The organism is Pararhodobacter sp. (assembly GCF_034676545.1).
In the GTDB taxonomy this organism is placed as follows: Bacteria; Pseudomonadota; Alphaproteobacteria; order Rhodobacterales; family Rhodobacteraceae; genus Pararhodobacter.
Genome location: NZ_JAUCBZ010000015.1, coordinates 192838 through 208383, shown reverse-complemented (window position 1 = coordinate 208383; position 15546 = coordinate 192838). Strand labels below are relative to the sequence as shown.

The window sequence follows — 15546 nt, the reverse complement described above, 5'->3', positions numbered from 1 at the left end:
AAGCGGGTGCTGTGGTATGCAAGACGGTGACGACACAAAATCTGGTGGTTGCTGCGGCGTGCCCAGCGCCACGCCCGAGGCGCTGACCGCACGGTGTGAGGCGGCGTTGGCAGCCGTGCAGCCGGGGCCCGATACGGTGACGCGCGCGTTGCGCGCCCGGCTGACGCAAATTCCCGGCGGTTTCTTTGAAATGGGCACGCGGCGCTCCACCTATCCCGGTGACGGCGACAGCCCGCGGCGCAAGATCCATCTGAGCCCCTATCTGATTTCGCCCACCGCCGTGAGCAACGCCGACTACGCCCGGTTCGTCGAGGCCACCGGTTATCAGACCGTCGCCGAGTTCGAGGGCTGGGCCTTTGTCTTTCATCAGGTGCTGGACGATCTTGCCGCCTGGCCGATCAGCCCGCCGGGCCTGCCGTGGTGGCGACAGGTGCAGGGCGCGGCGTGGCATGCGCCCGAAGGCCCCGGCTCCGGCATCAAGGGCCGCGAGGACCACCCGGCGGTGCATATCAGCTGGTTTGACGCGATGGCCTATTGCCGCTGGGCCGGACTGTCCTTGCCGACCGAGGCCCAGTGGGAACGCGCCGCGCGGGGTGGATTGGCCAACCGGAAATTCCCCTGGGGCGATGCGCTGATGCCGGGCGGTAACTATGCGATGAATACGTTTCAGGGCGAGTTCCCGCGGCACAACACCGGCGACGACGGTTATATCGGCACCGCCCCGGTGACGGCCTTCAAGCCCAATGGCTATGGGCTATACAACATGACCGGCAACGTCTGGGAGTGGGTGGCCGACCGCTTCGGCAAACGCCCAGCGCCAATCCCCGGCAACCCCGCGCGTGATCCACAGGGGGCTGTGACCGGGCATGAACGCGTGCAACGCGGCGGATCATATCTGTGCCACGTCAGCTATTGTGACCGGTATCATGTGCATTCGCGGACCAAGAATGACCCCGAAAGCTCAACCGGAAACATGGGGTTCCGGGTGGCGGCCCCTCTTTAGCGCAACGCGTTCAACAACCCCTCTGCCTTGGCTTTTTGTGTTGCCACCGCCTGATCCTTGACCGGCCCGTAGCCGCGCATCTCCATCGGTACGGCCAGAAGATCGCGCGCGGTGTCGGCGTTATCAGGCGTCACCAACGGCGCGACCTGACCCAACAGCGCCTCGTACCACGTCAGCAACGCGACCTCGGATTTGCGCTCGGCCATGTAGGAAAACGGGTCCAACATCGTGCCGCGCAACCCTTTGGCCCGCGCCAACAGCCCCAACACCGGAGTCATCCAAGCCCCGAAGGCGCGCTTTTGCGGCCGCCCGCGCGCATCGGTCTTGCGCGACAGGATCGGCGGTGCCAAGTGGTATTGCACGGTAAAGCCAGGCTCGAATTCATCGGCCAACACCTGCTCGAACCCGGTTTGCGTGTGCAGCCGCGCGACCTCGTATTCGTCCTTGATCGCCATCAGCTTGAACAGCGATTTCGCCGCAACCCTCGTCAGATCCTCGGCCACTGCGGACGGCAAAGCCGCGCGGAACTTGGCCAGCGTGGCGCGGTAGCGGTCGGCATAAGCCGCGTTTTGATACGCGGTCAACATCTCGCTGCGGCGCGCTATCAGGGCATCCAGCGTCAACTCGGCCACGACAGGCTCGGACGGCATCAACGCCTCAGGCTTTGCCGCCATCACCCGGCCCAGATCAAACGCTCTGCCGTTGCGCTCGATGGCGACGGCGTTCAGCGTGATCGCCTGTTTCAGCGCCAGTTCGCTGACCGGCACCAAGCCCTTTTGCCACGCATAGCCCAGCATCATCACATTGGCGAACACGCTGTCGCCCAAAAATTGCTCGGCCAGCGCATTGGCGTCAAAGCCCCACAGATTACCGGCACCGACCGCGCCCGCGATCACCGCCTCGCGCCGTTTGGCCTGCAATTGCGCATCACGGTTCAGCACCAGATCGCCGGTCGGCATTTCCGCGCGGTTCAGCACAACCTTGGTGCCGTCGCGATACAGGACTGACGCTTTTGCCGCCGAGGATACCACGATATCGCAGCCGATCACCGCATCCGCCGACCCGTTGTCAATGCGCACCTGATGGATATCCTCGGGCCGCTCTGCGATCCGCACAAAGCTGAGGACGGTGCCGAATTTCTGCGCAAACCCGGTGAAATCGAGCACACTGGACCCTTTGCCCTCAAGATGCGCCGCCATCGTGATCAGGGCGCCGACCGTCACCACGCCCGTTCCGCCGACGCCGGTGACCAGCAGGTCAAACGGCTCGGCAAGATCGGGCAGGGTGGGCGCGGGCAGGGTGGGCAGCAGGGCCGCCAGATCCACCGCCTCGCCGGTTTTCTTGCGCCGCACCGCGCCCTCGACGGTGACAAAGCTGGGGCAGAACCCGTTCAGACAGGAAAAATCCTTGTTGCAGGTGTTCAGGTTGATCTTGCGCTTGCGGCCCAGCTCGGTTTCCAGCGGCTCCACGCTCAGGCAGTTGCTTTCCACCGAGCAATCGCCGCAGCCCTCGCAGACGGCGGGGTTGATAAAGGCAAACCGTTTCGGGTCCTCCATCGTGCCACGCTTGCGGCGGCGGCGTTTCTCGGTGGCGCAGGTTTGCTCGTAGATCAGCACCGAAACGCCCGGCACCTCGCGCAGCTCACGCTGAACGGTGTCGAGATCCTCGCGCGGGTGGAAACTGGTGCCAGCGGGGAAATCAGCGCGACTGAATTTGCCGATATCATCCGACACCAGCGCAATGCGCTGCACCCCTTCGGCGCGGCAGGTCTGGGCGATGCCTGAAACACTGATCGGCCCATCGACGGGTTGCCCGCCGGTCATGGCAACCGCGTCATTATAGAGGATCTTATAGGTGATATTCGTCTTGGCCGCGACCGCCTGCCGGATCGCCAAAGACCCCGAGTGATACCACGTCCCCTCGCCAAGGTTCTGAAAGATGTGCTTGCCGCCGTTGAATTGCGAGATGACCACTTGTGGCACGCCCTCGCCGCCCATTTGCGCGTAGCCTGCAGTGTCGCGGTCCATCCAACTGGCCATGACGTGACAGCCGATGCCCGATGCCGCCTTGGACCCATCCGGCACTTTGGTTGATGTATTATGCGGGCAGCCCGAGCAGAAATACGGCGTTCGGTTGGCGCCGGGTACGTTCAGCACCACGGGCGGCTTGTGGGTCAGGGCGCGCGCTTTGGCGGGCAAGCCTTCATCGGGAAAGAACGTGTCCAGCCGTTCCGCAAGGGTCGGGATCAACGCCAGCGGGCTGAATTCGCCGGTCCACGGCAACAGCGGATCGCCCGCCGCGCGGTGCTTGCCGACCATCCGCGCGGGCTTGTCGCCGGGCCAGTCATAGAAATATTCTTTCAACTGGCTCTCGATGATGCCGCGCTTTTCCTCGACGACCAGAACCTCTTTCTTGCCGCGCACAAAGGCCAGCGCATCGCGCCGCGCCAAGGGCCAGACCATGCCGACCTTGTAAATGTCGATGCCCAGACGACGGCACGCGGCCTCGTCCAGCCCCAGCAGCCGCAGAGCCTCCAGCACGTCCAGATGGCCCTTGCCGGTGGTGACGATGCCATACTTGGCGGTGTCCAGATCATAGAGGCGGCGGTCGATCGGGTTGGCCTCGACAAAGGCTTCAATGGCGTCCAGCTTGTGGCCGATGCGTGTCTCGATCTCGGCGCTGGGCAGGTCGGACAGGCGGACATGCAACCCGCCGGGCGGCAGGTCAATCGAGGGCAGGGTAAAGGTGCGATCCGGCCGCAATTCCACCGATTGCCCGCTTTCCACGGTTTCCGAGATCGCCTTGAACCCGACCCACGCGCCCGAAAACCGGCTGAGCGCGATACCATATTCGCCGAACTCCAGAAACTCGCCCACGGTTGCGGGGTTCAGCGTCGGCATGAACCACGCCATGAACGCCACATCCGATTGATGCGGCATCGAGGACGACACGCAGCCGTGGTCATCGCCCGCCACCACCAACACGCCACCCTTGGGCGATGACCCATACGCGTTGCCGTGTTTCAGTGCGTCGCCCGACCGATCCACGCCGGGCCCCTTGCCGTACCACAGGGAAAATACGCCCTCGACCTCGCAATCGGGGTCCAAGACCGCCTGTTGTGCGCCCAAAACCGCGGTTGCGCCAAGGTCCTCGTTGACGGCGGGCATGAAGGTGATGCGGTGTTGCTCGGTCTGGTCGCGGGCGCGCCACAGCTCCAGATCCAGCGCCCCCAGTGGCGAGCCACGATAGCCCGAGATGAACCCGGCCGTGTTCAGCCCCGCCGCCTTGTCGCGCCGCGCCTGATCCAGCATGATCCGCACCAAGGCCTGCGTGCCGGTCAGAAACACGCGCCCGGTTTCTCGGGTATAACGATCCGACAGCGCATAGGTCTGGAATTGGTGTGTCTGGTCAGTCATGGCGGCACCCCTTGCGTGTTTTCCTTAGTCTACGACATACCTTTGGCAGAAATCGCCAGATTTCGTGCAAACCGACAGGAAATTGGTTAGGTTGCCCATAAATCAGCCAGTATTCGGAAAGTTTGACCACATGGACCTTGATGCCCGAGATCGCCATATCTTGCGACTGTTGCAGATCGACTGCCGCGTGCCCAATGCCGAACTGGCGGAAAAGGTAGGCATGTCAGCCTCGGCCTGCTGGCGGCGGGTGCGGGCGTTCGAGGATGCGGGGCTGATCGAGCGGTACCGCGCCGATATTTCCGCCGCCAAGGCTGGATTCGGCTTTCAGGCAATCGTCCATGTGCACCTGACTCGCCACAACCCGGAACATCTGAACGATTTCATCAAGGCGATCACCCACCGCGCCGAGGTTCTGGATTGCTTCGCCACCACCGGGCAGGCGGATTACCATCTGCGGGTGCTGTGCAAGGATATTGGCGAATACAACCGTTTCCTCGAAGAGTTCCTGTTTCGCCTGCCTGCCGTGGAAAGCGCACAGACCAATGTGGTTCTGCGCGATATCAAACGCAGTGCGGTGGTGCCGCTTTAGTCCTGATTTCTGCCGATGACCCATAGCGCGAGGCGAGACGTCTTGCCGCATGTTTAACCTGTGCAGAACGTCTAGCGTCATGGTTGAAGGTCTCGCGAAGCTATGCTGCAATATATTGATGGAAAAGAAAAAAACGCTCCGTGATGACTATTCTGCAACTTGGGCTTGCCTTGTGATCGCGAACCGGGCTTAAGTGCAGTGAAATAATCTTACGGCCAGCGCCGCTCGGACGCAGTATAAATGCGCAGCCGATGTGTGGCTGCGTCTGGCGCAAACAAGAAATGCAACAGTGAGGAGTGCAGATATGAGAATGATGACAGTGGCTGGCGCGTTTGCCGCCAGCGCGGCGTTTGCCAATATGGCGGCGGCGGATGTGACGATCGCCCATGTCTACGGACAGACCGGCGCGCTGGAGGCCTATGCGGCACAGTCGCATATCGGCCTGATGCTGGGGCTGGAATATGCCACCGGCGGCACGATGGAAGTCAACGGCGAGCCGATTGTCGTGATCGAAAAAGACACGCAGCTGGACCCGGCACGCGGGCGTGCGCTCTTGGCCGAGGCTTTCGGTGATGACGGCGCCGATATCGCCATCGGGCCGGTCAGTTCTGGCGTGGCACTGGCCATGTTGCCCGTCGCCGAGGAATACGAACGTATCCTGATCGTCGAGCCCGCCGTGGCCGATTCGATCACCGGCGAGAACTGGAACCGCTACATCTTCCGCACGGGGCGCAACTCGTCTCAGGATGCGATTTCCAACGCCGTGGCGCTGGGCGGCGAGGGCGTGACCATCGCGACTCTGGCGCAGGACTATGCGTTCGGACGCGACGGTGTTGCCGCCTTCCGCGAGGCGCTTGAGGGCACCGGTGCGACCATTGCGCACGAAGAATATGTGCCGACCGATACCACGGACTTCACCGCCGCCGCCGAGCGTATCTTCCAGGCGATGGGCGACATCGAAGGCGAAAAGCGTCTGTTCATCATCTGGGCCGGTGGCGGCAACCCGATGGGCCGGATCAACGCCATGGACCCCTCGCGCTTTGGCATCGAGATTGCCACGGGCGGTAATATTCTGGCGGCCCTGACGGCTTATCGCGAACTGCCGGGCATGGAAGGCGCGACCTATTACTATTACGAATTGCCGCAGAACCCGGTCAACGACTGGCTGGTCGAGCAGCATTTTGCGCGCTACGGCACCCCGCCTGACTTCTTCACCGCCGGTGGCATGTCTGCCGGGATTGCGGCGGTCGAGGCGATCCGTCGCGCGGGCAGCACCGACACCGAGGCGCTGATCGCCACGATGGAAGGCATGGAGTTCGAGACACCCAAGGGCACGATGCGGTTCCGCGCCGAAGATCACCAGGCGTTGCAGTCCATGTACCACTTCCGCACCGAAGTTCAGGAAGGCCGCGACTATGGCGTGCCGGTTCTGGTGCGTGAGTTGGGCATCGACGACATGGATATTCCGATCCGCAACAACCGTTGATCCGAGACTCGAGGGCGCGCCGCGCGTGCGCCCTCTCCTCGACCGTAGTCCCCAGCAGAGCATCCCCATGACCCAGACGTTGTTAGAGACGCATGGCCTGACCGTGCGTTTTGGTGGCCATGTGGCCGTTGACGCCGTTTCCTGCAAATTTCCCGCCGGGCAGTTGACCGCGATTGTCGGGCCGAACGGGGCTGGCAAGACCACATATTTCAACCTGATTTCGGGGCAGATCGCCGCCTCCGAGGGTAAGGTTACGCTGCTGGGCAAGGATATCACCCGCGATACCGTGGCACACCGGTGCCGCGCTGGTCTGGGCCGGGCGTTCCAGCTCACCAACCTTTTCGCCAATCTTACCGTTCTGGAAAACGTGCGGCTGGTCATCCAGATGAACCAGCGCAAAGGGTTCAGCCTGTTTTCAATGGCGGATTCGCACACGGAATTGACCGAACGCGCGATGGCCGTCGTCGAGCGTGTTCGCTTGCAGGCGCTGCGCGACAACAAAGTGTCCGAACTCAGCCACGGCAATCAGCGCAAGCTGGAGGTGGCGATGCTGATCGCGCTGGACCCAAAGGTCTATATGTTCGACGAGCCCACGGCGGGCATGAGCGTCGATGAGGCGCCCGTCGTGCTGGACCTGATCGAGGAACTCAAGGCCGACCGCGACCGCACAATCCTGTTGGTCGAGCACAAGATGGACGTGATCCGCACGCTGGCCGACCGAATCATCGTCCTGCACAACGGCCAGCTTGCCGCCGATGGCGAGCCCGCCGAGGTCATGGCCTCGGACGTGGTGCGCGACGCTTATATGGGCCGGGAGATTGACGATGAGTGATGCGATCCTGTCGCTGGAAGGCGTCTACACCGACATCGCGCAATATCACATCCTGCAAGGCGTTGATCTGGCCGTGCCACGCGGCGGCGTCACCATGTTGTTGGGCCGCAACGGCGTCGGCAAGACCACGACCCTGCGCACGATCATTGGCCATTGGAAAGCCAAAACCGGCGTGATCCGGTTCAACGGCCAAGACATCACCACGCTGCCGACGCCCGCGCGTGCCCGGCTTGGCTTTGGTTTCGTGCCCGAGGATATGGGCATTTTCTCGGATCTCACGGTCGAGGAAAACATGATCCTTGCCGCGGTGTCCGGCCCCTTGGACCCAAAGCGGCTGGAGTGGATTTTTGGCACCTTCCCGCCGTTGAAAACCTTTTGGCGCTCCGAGGCGGGCAATCTGTCGGGCGGGCAGAAACAGATGCTGTCCATTGCCCGCGCCATGGCCGAAGAACGCGCGCTGTATTTGATTGACGAACCGACCAAGGGTCTTGCGCCGGCGATCATCTCGACCATGGCCAAGGCCCTGCGCGACCTGAAACGACAAGGCGCCACGATCTTGCTGGTGGAACAGAATTTCTCGGTCGCCAAGGCTTTGGGCGATACCGCCGCCGTGATGGATGATGGCCGCATCGTCTGGACGGGTGCCATGGCCGACCTGGCCGCCGATGCTGTGCTGCAAGAACAATTGATGGGCCTGAGCATGGAGACCCGCACGACATGACCGCTGCACCTGACCACAAACCGACAATGCGCACCGCGACCTTTGGGCAGAAACTGGACAAGGCTGCGCCCTATCTGGTGGTTCCGGCGCTGGTCTTGCTGGGCTATCTCGTCATCGGTTCGACCTCGAGCTGGCTCACGCTGACAGTCTCCGGGTTGGCGATGGGCATGATGATCTTTGTCATGGCCTCGGGCCTGACGCTGGTCTTTGGCCTCATGGATGTGATCAACTTCGGTCACGGGGCGTTTGTGTCGGTGGGGGCGTTCGTTGGCGTCTCGGTGCTGCTGGCGCTGGGCACCTGGACGGGCGCGCCGTCCCTGATGCTGAACCTTGCGGCGATCCTGCTGGCGGTGATTGCCGCGATGATCATCACCGGCGCGCTGGGCTGGGCATTCGAGCGGGTGATCGTCAGGCCGGTCTACGGGTTTCACCTGAAACAGATCCTGATCACCATGGGCGGATTGATCGTCATGGAGCAGATGATCGCCGTGATCTGGGGGCCGGATGAGATCTTTTTCGCCCGCCCCGAGACGCTGAAAGGTGCCATCACCTTTGCCGGCGCGGCCTTGGAGCGGTATCGCCTGTTGGCTGTCGGCGTCGGGTTGGTGATTTTCATCGCCCTGCGGCTGGTGCTGACCCGCACCAAGATCGGGTTGATCGTGCGCGCGGGCGTACAAAATGGCGAGATGGTGCAGGCGCTGGGCTATCGCTTGCCACTGGTGTTCATCGGCGTGTTCGTCGCCGGGTCGGCGCTGGCCGGATTGGGCGGCGTGATGTGGGCGATGTACCAAGAGGTGATCACCGCCGGCATGGGCGAGTCGATGATGATCCTCGTGTTCATCGTCGTGATCATCGGTGGCCTTGGCTCGGTCGAGGGCGCGTTCATCGGTGCGCTGATGGTCGGCTTGCTGCAAAACTACACCGCCTTCCTGGAACCTAAGATGGCGCTGATTTCCAACATCGCCCTGATGACCGCAATCCTGATGTGGCGGCCACAAGGCATGATGCCGGTAGTAAAGGCGAAATAGATGCTCAACGCGCTCATTTCTGGCGACAAGCCACGTTCCCCGCTGCTGGCCTTGATTCTGCTGGTTATTCTGGTTGCCTTGGCCTTTGCACCCTTCCTGTTCCCCGGGGTGCGGTCGCTGGAAACGGCGGCGCATATCTGCATCTTCATCGTGCTGGTCGCCAGTTATGACCTGCTGCTGGGCTATACCGGCATCGTCAGCTTTGCGCATACGATGTTCTTCGGGCTTGGTGCTTACGGGGTTGCCCTTGCCTCGACGCATATGGGCCGGGGCTATGATGCCTTGGTGGTCGGCACCGTGCTGGGCGCGCTGGCCTCGGCGGTGCTGGCGCTGTTGATCGGCCTGTTTTCGCTGCGGGTCAGGGCGATTTTCTTTGCCATGATCACGCTCGCCGTGGCCTCGGCCGTGGCGGTGCTGGTCAGCCAATTGTCGCAACTCACCGGCGGCGAGGACGGGCTGACCTATCTGATCCCGCGCGAACTGACCCCGGCGTTCCGCATGGGCGAACTGTTCGGCGTGTCGATGAGTGGCAAGATCCTGAACTATTACCTCGTGTTCGGCGCGTGCCTGCTGCTGTTCCTGCTGCTGCTGCGCATCGTCAATTCGCCGTTTGGCCGGGTGTTGCAGGCGATCCGCGAAAATGATTTCCGGGCCGAGGCGATCGGCTACCGCGTCGTCTGGTATCGCACCACGGCGACCTGCCTGTCGGCGGCCATCGCGGCCTTGGCAGGTAGCCTGTTTGCGATCTGGCTGCGCTATGTCGGACCGGATACGACGCTGAGTTTCGACATCATGATCGACATCTTGTTGATGGTGGTGATCGGCGGCATGGGGTCGATGTATGGCGCGGTGATTGGTGCGACGATTCTGGTTCTGGCGCAGAACTATCTGCAATCGCTGATGGGCGCCGCCGCGGAGGCAACCGCCGGGTTGCCGTTGATCCCGGATTTGCTGAACCCGGATCGCTGGCTGTTGTGGCTGGGCGTGCTGTTTGTCCTCAGCGTCTATTTCTTCCCCAGCGGGATTGTCGGCAAGCTGCGCGCCGGGCGCTGATCTACTGTCCCAAGGCCCTGAGCAGCATCTCGCGATAGGTGGCCTCATCATAGCAGGGCTGGCGTTGATAGATGCGCACGACGGGGTGGTCATAGACCCGCCACGGCTCTTGCGCCCAAGCATCGTCAAAGGCCAGGAACGGCAGCGGATAGCCGCGATCAAACACCTGCACCGGCTCAAAACAGGCTTGCCCGGAGAACAGCACGCGGTAATGCGCTGTCGTCATCGGGAAGCGATCCGGCAAGCGTGGCATCACCGCCGATTGCCGGTCCGAGGACAAGATCAGATAGTCGGTTTGCGCCAGCTGCGCGGCGATGCGGGTGGCCTTTTCGGGGGTGTCAGGGTCGGTGATGTCCAGCACCTGATGCGTGAACCAGTTGTCATGCGAGGGCCAGCGATAGGCTTCCCCCTCGGCCAGCGACACGATGGTTGGCAGATGGTCGTCCCACGCGGTTTCATTGGTCAGAACGGTGCCCCGCGGCAAGCTCCACAGCCACTGCGAGGCCAGAATGCGCGGGTGCGCGCCGTCGTGAAGTCGCACCGCGCCGGCACCCCAGAAAAGCGCGAGGGCGAGGGCAACAACCGAGATGCGCCCGCCCAGCCTTGCAAAGACCGGCGCCAGTGCCATCGCCAACGCGCCCAAGGCCGGGGCGGCATAGCGCAGCGCACTGACGCTGCTGATCGCGGTCAGAGCCACGAAGATCAAGACCACGCAAAGCGGGATCATTGCGGCAGCTGTCACAGCGTTGCGGCGCAGGCCCATGATCAGCGCCGCAGCAATCGGACCAAATCCGAAAAGCGTCAGGTCACGCAGCAATCGCAGCGGCCCGTAGCCCGCGACCCATTGCCAGTTGGGCGGAAAGCCCGGCGAGGCCGTGACCACCGCCAGCCCTTGAAAATCCGCGATCCAGTCCTCGGAAAGCGTCAGACCCCACAGACCCGGACCGGCAAAGGCAAACGGGTTGGTCAGGCGAAAGGTGATCAGCGCCACCAGAAGCACAACGGCGAGCACCGCCAATGCGCGTCGCCACCCCAGCCCCGCGCGAACCGCCAAAACCAGCGCCAGCACTACGGGCGCCAACAACAGGACGCCGGTGACCTTGCACGCCACCGCCAGCCCGACGAACCCACCAGCCAAGGCGCCCATGCCCATTGGCCCGGCCCGGCCCCAGCGCCCCGTCGCCAAGGCAATCATCGGCACCAGAGACGCCGTTGAGGCCGCGCTGAGCCAAACATCAACCGTGTGGAAATTGGCCAGTTGCAACGCGCTTGGCATTGCCGCGTACAAGATCGCGGCGAACAAGGCCGGTACATTGCCCGACAACAGCCTTGCGCCCAGAAATACCGCCAGAACCGTTGTGGTATCGGCCAGTGCTGCCAAGCCCCGCGCGATCGGCATGTAGGCGAACCAGTCCACAGCGCCCCACCACCATCCGACCAGCGCGCCCGCCAGCAACGGGGCCTCGCCATAGACATAGCTCTTGGGGCCAAGATGCGGGTTCAGCGGCGAGGTGGTCGCAAACCACCAGTCCGCCAACCCCAAGCCGTCATTGGCGGGGTCTGCGAGTGCGGTGAACATTTGGCCCGTCACCATGAACAGGTGACGCTCATCGGGGTGCAGTGCGGCAAAGCCATCCCACGCAAGACCCCACGACCGCACCCAAAAGGCCAGCACCAGCAGCGCGCTCAGGAGGGCCGCTGTCAACACGCCCGAGGCGTTCGGTCTGGGGCCTAGGGTCAGTGCACGGAGACTCATGCTGGCAGGGGTACTACATCGGCCCTTGGCAGCAAGACGCCGCGCGCCAGTCGGCTTCATTTTGGCGCAGCCATTGTGATCATTGGGCAACATTGGCGGCGGTGCAGGGGTGTTCGCAGGGCTTGGCTTATGGCGTTTTTGCCGTCTTTCCATCGGCGGCGGAGCCCCGGTAGCAGGATGCATTTACCACAAATTAAACGTGAATTGCCCAATGAACGCCACAAAGCGCTGGTATTCAACACTCTAGTTCCGTGGTTTTTTGCTCGTAAGAGGTCTGACATGCCCCGTTTTGATTCTGACCGCCGCCCCGCGAATTGCCGGACCCGTGCCCGCGAGTTCTGGGCGCAGGACAAGGGAACTTTCAGTGTTTTCAGCCTCTTCGTCTTCGTCGCAATGTTGCTTGTCGGTGGCTTGGCCGTCGACATGATGCGTCACGAGACGATTCGTTTGCGGATGCAGGGTGTCACCGACCGCGCCGTTCTGGCGGCCACGATGTTGGGCCATAACAACGGTGTCGCCACGCCCGAGCAGATGTTGCAATCCTACTTCACCGCCGCAGGACTGAGCGCGCAATTGGGCAATAACTATTCGATAACCGAAAGCCCCTGGACCGGGCGCAACGTCACGGCGTCTCCGACTGCAACCGTGCCGACGCTTTTCACCCGTATGATCGGCTTTGATGACTTTGCGGTCGGCACGCCCGCCGCCGCCGCCGAGGCCGTGACCGGCGTTTGGCTGGATCTTGTCATGGTGGTCGATATTTCCGGGTCTATGGGGTTTGATGGCGGAAGTCGTATCATCACGCTGCGTCAGGCGGCCTCGCAATTGGCATCGACCCTGTTAAACGAGAACCAGGACGGCCGCGTCTCGCTGACCATCGTCCCCTATGACACCAGCGTCTACCCCCCCGCCAGCATGCTGGGCTTTTTCAACAATATTTCCGGGACCGTCGGCGATTGCCCTGATTTCAACTCTTGGAGCAGCGTCACCAACAGCGTGAATGCGTCCATGTATCTGCGCCAATGCCACACCGACAGCTGGGGCCAGATCACACCGTTCATCAGCAATGCTGCTGATGCAATCACCGCGATCAACGCCTTGCAGCCGCGCGATGTGACGTCAATTGACCTCGGTGCGCGCTGGGGCGGTGTGTTCTTTGATCCGACGATGCGCCCTGCGGTAACGCAGATGATCGCCGATGGGCTTGTCGACTCTGACTATGCCGGACGGCCCTTTGATTGGGGTGAGCCAAACGTGGTGCGTGCCATGGTTCTGTTGACCGATGGCGAAAATTGCTGCGGCCACCGCTATACTGCCGCGCAGCAGGATCTGAACACGCTGGAGGTCTGCTCGAGACTCAAGGATCAGGGCGTGCTGATTTACTCGGTTGCCTTCGAAGCCCCCGCCGCCGGTCAGGCGCTGATGATGGGCTGCGCGTCGTCGGCCAGCCATTATTTTGACTCCGCCGTCGGTGGGTTGCTCAACGTCTTCGACTCCATCGCCAGCAATGTCGTCACGCAAACCCTGAGGTTGACCCGGTGACCCGTATATTCTCCTTGATCCAGCGTTACCGCACGCAAGAGGCGGGCACGGCGACGATTGGATTTGTGATCGCCGTGCCCCTGGTGCTGTCGATCCTGTTCACGGCGATTGATTTCGGCGCGGTCATGTTGCGCCAGGTGTTCCTGGACAGAGCCGTCGATATTTCCATCCGCGAAGTGCGTCTGGGGAATGTTCCGTCGAACGGCATCGCCACGCTTCGGGCCGCCATCTGCGCGCGCACCATTCTGATCGGGAATTGCGAAGCGTCGCTGACCGTGGAACTGCGGCCGATCGACACCCAAACCTGGGCCGGTATCAATGACCCGGTGCAGTGTATCAACCGTTCTGCGAATATCGCGCCAACCGTGGTTTTCAATCCGTCAGCGGGCAATCAGGATCTGATGCTGGTGCGTGTCTGCGCCTCGGCGGATCCGTTCATCACCTTTACCGGCCTTGTCTTGGGGCTTGGGCAGGCGACAACGGGCGATTTTCACATCGTTTCCATCGGCGCCTTCACCAACGAACCCGCCTGAGCCGCTCTCCGGGACGCTTGTCATGCGCGGTCGGTGATTTTCGTGGCGTTGACTTGAGTGCGAATACTGATTACGCAAAAAGCATAGTTTGTAGAAAAGAGAGCGATTGCCGAGGGGACTATGATCCAGGGTCAACCTTGCGGGAGTTCCCGTTTGCGCGTCCCCTTGATTACCCTTCGTGTCAGGAACACTCGCGCACCGTAGTGATGGCATGTTGAATCTGCGCGGAATATTTTCATTTCTGAAGCGGCGCAATCGCGATGATACCTCTGGGGCGGTTGCCGTCGAGTTGGTCATCGTCCTGCCAATATTGCTTTGGGCGCTGGCAGCCACCGTGGTGTTCTTTGATGGCTTCAAGGCACGCTATCAAACCGAAATGGCCGCCAATACCATTGCAGATTCCATCGCCCGCGAAACACGGGCCTATACGCCGCAATTTCTTGAAGGCATGAACTCGGCCTATGATATGCTGGCGCGGTCGCGTCGTCCGACGCGCATCCGGGTCTCGGCCTTGATCTGGGATGATTACAACGCGCGCCCCCACCTGCATTGGTCCTATGGGACACGGGGTCTTGCGCCACTGCCTCCAAACGCCATGGAACTGATGGAAGCCGGCGATCTTGCAGGGCTCGAAGCCCTGATTCCAGCGCAGGTCGGCCAATCCTTTGCCAGCACAAGCGCGCAAATGCCGGTGCCCGAGTATTACAGCAGCATTCCGATCATCATTCCCGGCGAGACCTTGTTGATGGTCGAGACTTTCGGTGAGTGGCAGCCGTTTGCCGCAGTTGGCTTGCGCCAGATGCGATTGAGTGCCTTGGTGGCGATCCGCCCACGGTTTTCGCCGAATGCGCCGGTCAGCGGGATTCCTGTGAACCCGGTTCCGCCAACCCCGACACCCTTGCCGACGCCGACGCCATTGCCAACGCCGACGCCCCTGCCAACGCCGACACCGTTGCCAACTCCGACACCGTTGCCGACCCCGACGCTTGCACCGCCAACGCCGACACCGTTGCCGACGCCGACAGCATTGCCGACGCCGACGCCACGGCCGACGCCGACGCCACGGCCGACGCCAACGCCGCGTCCGACGCCAACACCCGCGCCGCCAACGCCAACACCATTGCCGACGCCGACACCGTTGCCGACACCGACACCGTTGCCAACGCCCACACCCGCGCCAACGCCGACACCCGCGCCGCCGACTCCGACGCCGTTGCCAACGCCAACACCATTGCCAACGCCGACACCGTTGCCAACGCCCACGCCGTTGCCGCCGACGCCCACACCGTTGCCGACCCCGACGCCGTTGCCAACGCCCACACCGTTGCCGACTCCGACACCGTTGCCGACGCCCACACCGTTGCCGACGCCCACACCGTTGCCGCCGACGCCCACACCGTTGCCGACCCCGACGCCGTTGCCGACGCCAACACCATGGCCCACGCCGACGCCAACACCGGGCGAGACCTGCACGTTCTGCTGATGCGCGCGTGCCTGCGCCCGGTGCCGGCTTGCGTCAGAGGTGAAACGGGGTAATGAGGGCGCTGGACAGGAACCAGAACCCGCACCGATTGCGTGTGGAGTGGC

The 15546-nt window shown here is 62.5% G+C and carries 12 protein-coding genes; 10 read left to right on the top strand and 2 right to left on the bottom strand.

Going from position 1 to position 15546, the window contains the following annotated elements:
• Nucleotides 1–16: 16 nt before the first annotated feature.
• The gene (locus VDQ28_RS04325; RefSeq protein WP_323034769.1) at nucleotides 17–1003 is read left to right on the top strand and encodes a formylglycine-generating enzyme family protein; all 987 of its coding nucleotides are present in this window, start codon (nucleotides 17–19) and stop codon (nucleotides 1001–1003) included.
• Here the strand turns inward: VDQ28_RS04325 and VDQ28_RS04320 are convergent.
• Nucleotides 1000–4419, bottom strand: coding sequence for an indolepyruvate ferredoxin oxidoreductase family protein (locus tag VDQ28_RS04320; RefSeq protein WP_323034768.1), 3420 nt, complete (start codon nucleotides 4417–4419; stop codon nucleotides 1000–1002). The genes VDQ28_RS04325 and VDQ28_RS04320 overlap by 4 nt on opposite strands.
• A 130-nt stretch (nucleotides 4420–4549) precedes the next feature.
• Between VDQ28_RS04320 and VDQ28_RS04315 the strand changes: the two genes are divergently transcribed.
• From VDQ28_RS04315 to VDQ28_RS04290, 6 genes are all read left to right on the top strand, one after another.
• Nucleotides 4550–5008 (top strand): Lrp/AsnC family transcriptional regulator, encoded by a 459-nt coding sequence (locus VDQ28_RS04315; protein WP_323034767.1) that lies wholly within the window; start codon nucleotides 4550–4552, stop codon nucleotides 5006–5008.
• A 310-nt stretch (nucleotides 5009–5318) separates the two neighbouring features.
• A complete protein-coding gene (locus VDQ28_RS04310) occupies nucleotides 5319–6494 on the top strand; it encodes a substrate-binding domain-containing protein (RefSeq protein WP_416349417.1) in 1176 nt (391 codons plus the stop codon).
• A gap of 67 nt (nucleotides 6495–6561) precedes the next feature.
• Nucleotides 6562–7326: an ABC transporter ATP-binding protein gene (locus tag VDQ28_RS04305; RefSeq protein WP_323034765.1), complete on the top strand. Its 765-nt coding sequence runs from the start codon at nucleotides 6562–6564 to the stop codon at nucleotides 7324–7326.
• Entirely contained in the window at nucleotides 7319–8047 is a 729-nt protein-coding gene (locus tag VDQ28_RS04300) for an ABC transporter ATP-binding protein (RefSeq protein ID WP_323034764.1), read from the top strand. Before VDQ28_RS04305 ends, VDQ28_RS04300 begins: the two co-directional genes overlap by 8 nt.
• Nucleotides 8044–9075 (top strand): branched-chain amino acid ABC transporter permease, encoded by a 1032-nt coding sequence (locus VDQ28_RS04295; protein ID WP_323034763.1) that lies wholly within the window; start codon nucleotides 8044–8046, stop codon nucleotides 9073–9075. The genes VDQ28_RS04300 and VDQ28_RS04295 overlap by 4 nt, the downstream gene beginning before the upstream one ends.
• Complete coding sequence (locus tag VDQ28_RS04290; RefSeq protein ID WP_323034762.1) at nucleotides 9076–10128, top strand: branched-chain amino acid ABC transporter permease; 1053 nt, start codon at nucleotides 9076–9078, stop codon at nucleotides 10126–10128.
• Nucleotide 10129: 1 nt separating this feature from the next.
• Here VDQ28_RS04290 and VDQ28_RS04285 read toward each other — a convergent pair whose 3' ends face one another.
• Nucleotides 10130–11884 carry a glycosyltransferase family 39 protein gene (locus VDQ28_RS04285; RefSeq protein ID WP_323034761.1) on the bottom strand — a complete coding sequence of 585 codons (1755 nt, stop codon included), beginning with the start codon at nucleotides 11882–11884 and terminating at the stop codon, nucleotides 10130–10132.
• A 279-nt stretch (nucleotides 11885–12163) separates the two neighbouring features.
• Here VDQ28_RS04285 and VDQ28_RS04280 point away from each other — a divergent pair, with 279 nt between their 5' ends.
• The 3 genes from VDQ28_RS04280 (at nucleotide 12164) to VDQ28_RS04270 (ending at nucleotide 15495) form a co-directional block, all read left to right on the top strand.
• The gene (locus VDQ28_RS04280) at nucleotides 12164–13426 is read left to right on the top strand and encodes a Tad domain-containing protein (protein ID WP_323034760.1); all 1263 of its coding nucleotides are present in this window, start codon (nucleotides 12164–12166) and stop codon (nucleotides 13424–13426) included.
• Nucleotides 13423–13959 carry a pilus assembly protein gene (locus VDQ28_RS04275; protein ID WP_323034759.1) on the top strand — a complete coding sequence of 179 codons (537 nt, stop codon included), beginning with the start codon at nucleotides 13423–13425 and terminating at the stop codon, nucleotides 13957–13959. The genes VDQ28_RS04280 and VDQ28_RS04275 overlap by 4 nt, the downstream gene beginning before the upstream one ends.
• 765 nt (nucleotides 13960–14724) lie before the next feature.
• Nucleotides 14725–15495 carry a hypothetical protein gene (locus tag VDQ28_RS04270; RefSeq protein ID WP_323034758.1) on the top strand — a complete coding sequence of 257 codons (771 nt, stop codon included), beginning with the start codon at nucleotides 14725–14727 and terminating at the stop codon, nucleotides 15493–15495.
• Nucleotides 15496–15546: the final 51 nt, after the last annotated feature.

Bases quoted from the DNA above. Each gene is read 5' to 3' on its own strand.
- VDQ28_RS04315 (WP_323034767.1), top strand. From the start codon at position 4,550: ATGGACCTTGATGCCCGAGATCGCCATATCTTGCGACTGTTGCAGATC.
- VDQ28_RS04320 (WP_323034768.1), bottom strand. From the start codon at position 4,419: ATGACTGACCAGACACACCAATTCCAGACCTATGCGCTGTCGGATCGT.
- VDQ28_RS04285 (WP_323034761.1), bottom strand. From the start codon at position 11,884: ATGAGTCTCCGTGCACTGACCCTAGGCCCCAGACCGAACGCCTCGGGC.
- VDQ28_RS04310 (WP_416349417.1), top strand. From the start codon at position 5,319: ATGATGACAGTGGCTGGCGCGTTTGCCGCCAGCGCGGCGTTTGCCAAT.
- VDQ28_RS04305 (WP_323034765.1), top strand. From the start codon at position 6,562: ATGACCCAGACGTTGTTAGAGACGCATGGCCTGACCGTGCGTTTTGGT.
- VDQ28_RS04290 (WP_323034762.1), top strand. From the start codon at position 9,076: ATGCTCAACGCGCTCATTTCTGGCGACAAGCCACGTTCCCCGCTGCTG.
- VDQ28_RS04325 (WP_323034769.1), top strand. From the start codon at position 17: ATGCAAGACGGTGACGACACAAAATCTGGTGGTTGCTGCGGCGTGCCC.
- VDQ28_RS04280 (WP_323034760.1), top strand. From the start codon at position 12,164: ATGCCCCGTTTTGATTCTGACCGCCGCCCCGCGAATTGCCGGACCCGT.
- VDQ28_RS04300 (WP_323034764.1), top strand. From the start codon at position 7,319: ATGAGTGATGCGATCCTGTCGCTGGAAGGCGTCTACACCGACATCGCG.
- VDQ28_RS04295 (WP_323034763.1), top strand. From the start codon at position 8,044: ATGACCGCTGCACCTGACCACAAACCGACAATGCGCACCGCGACCTTT.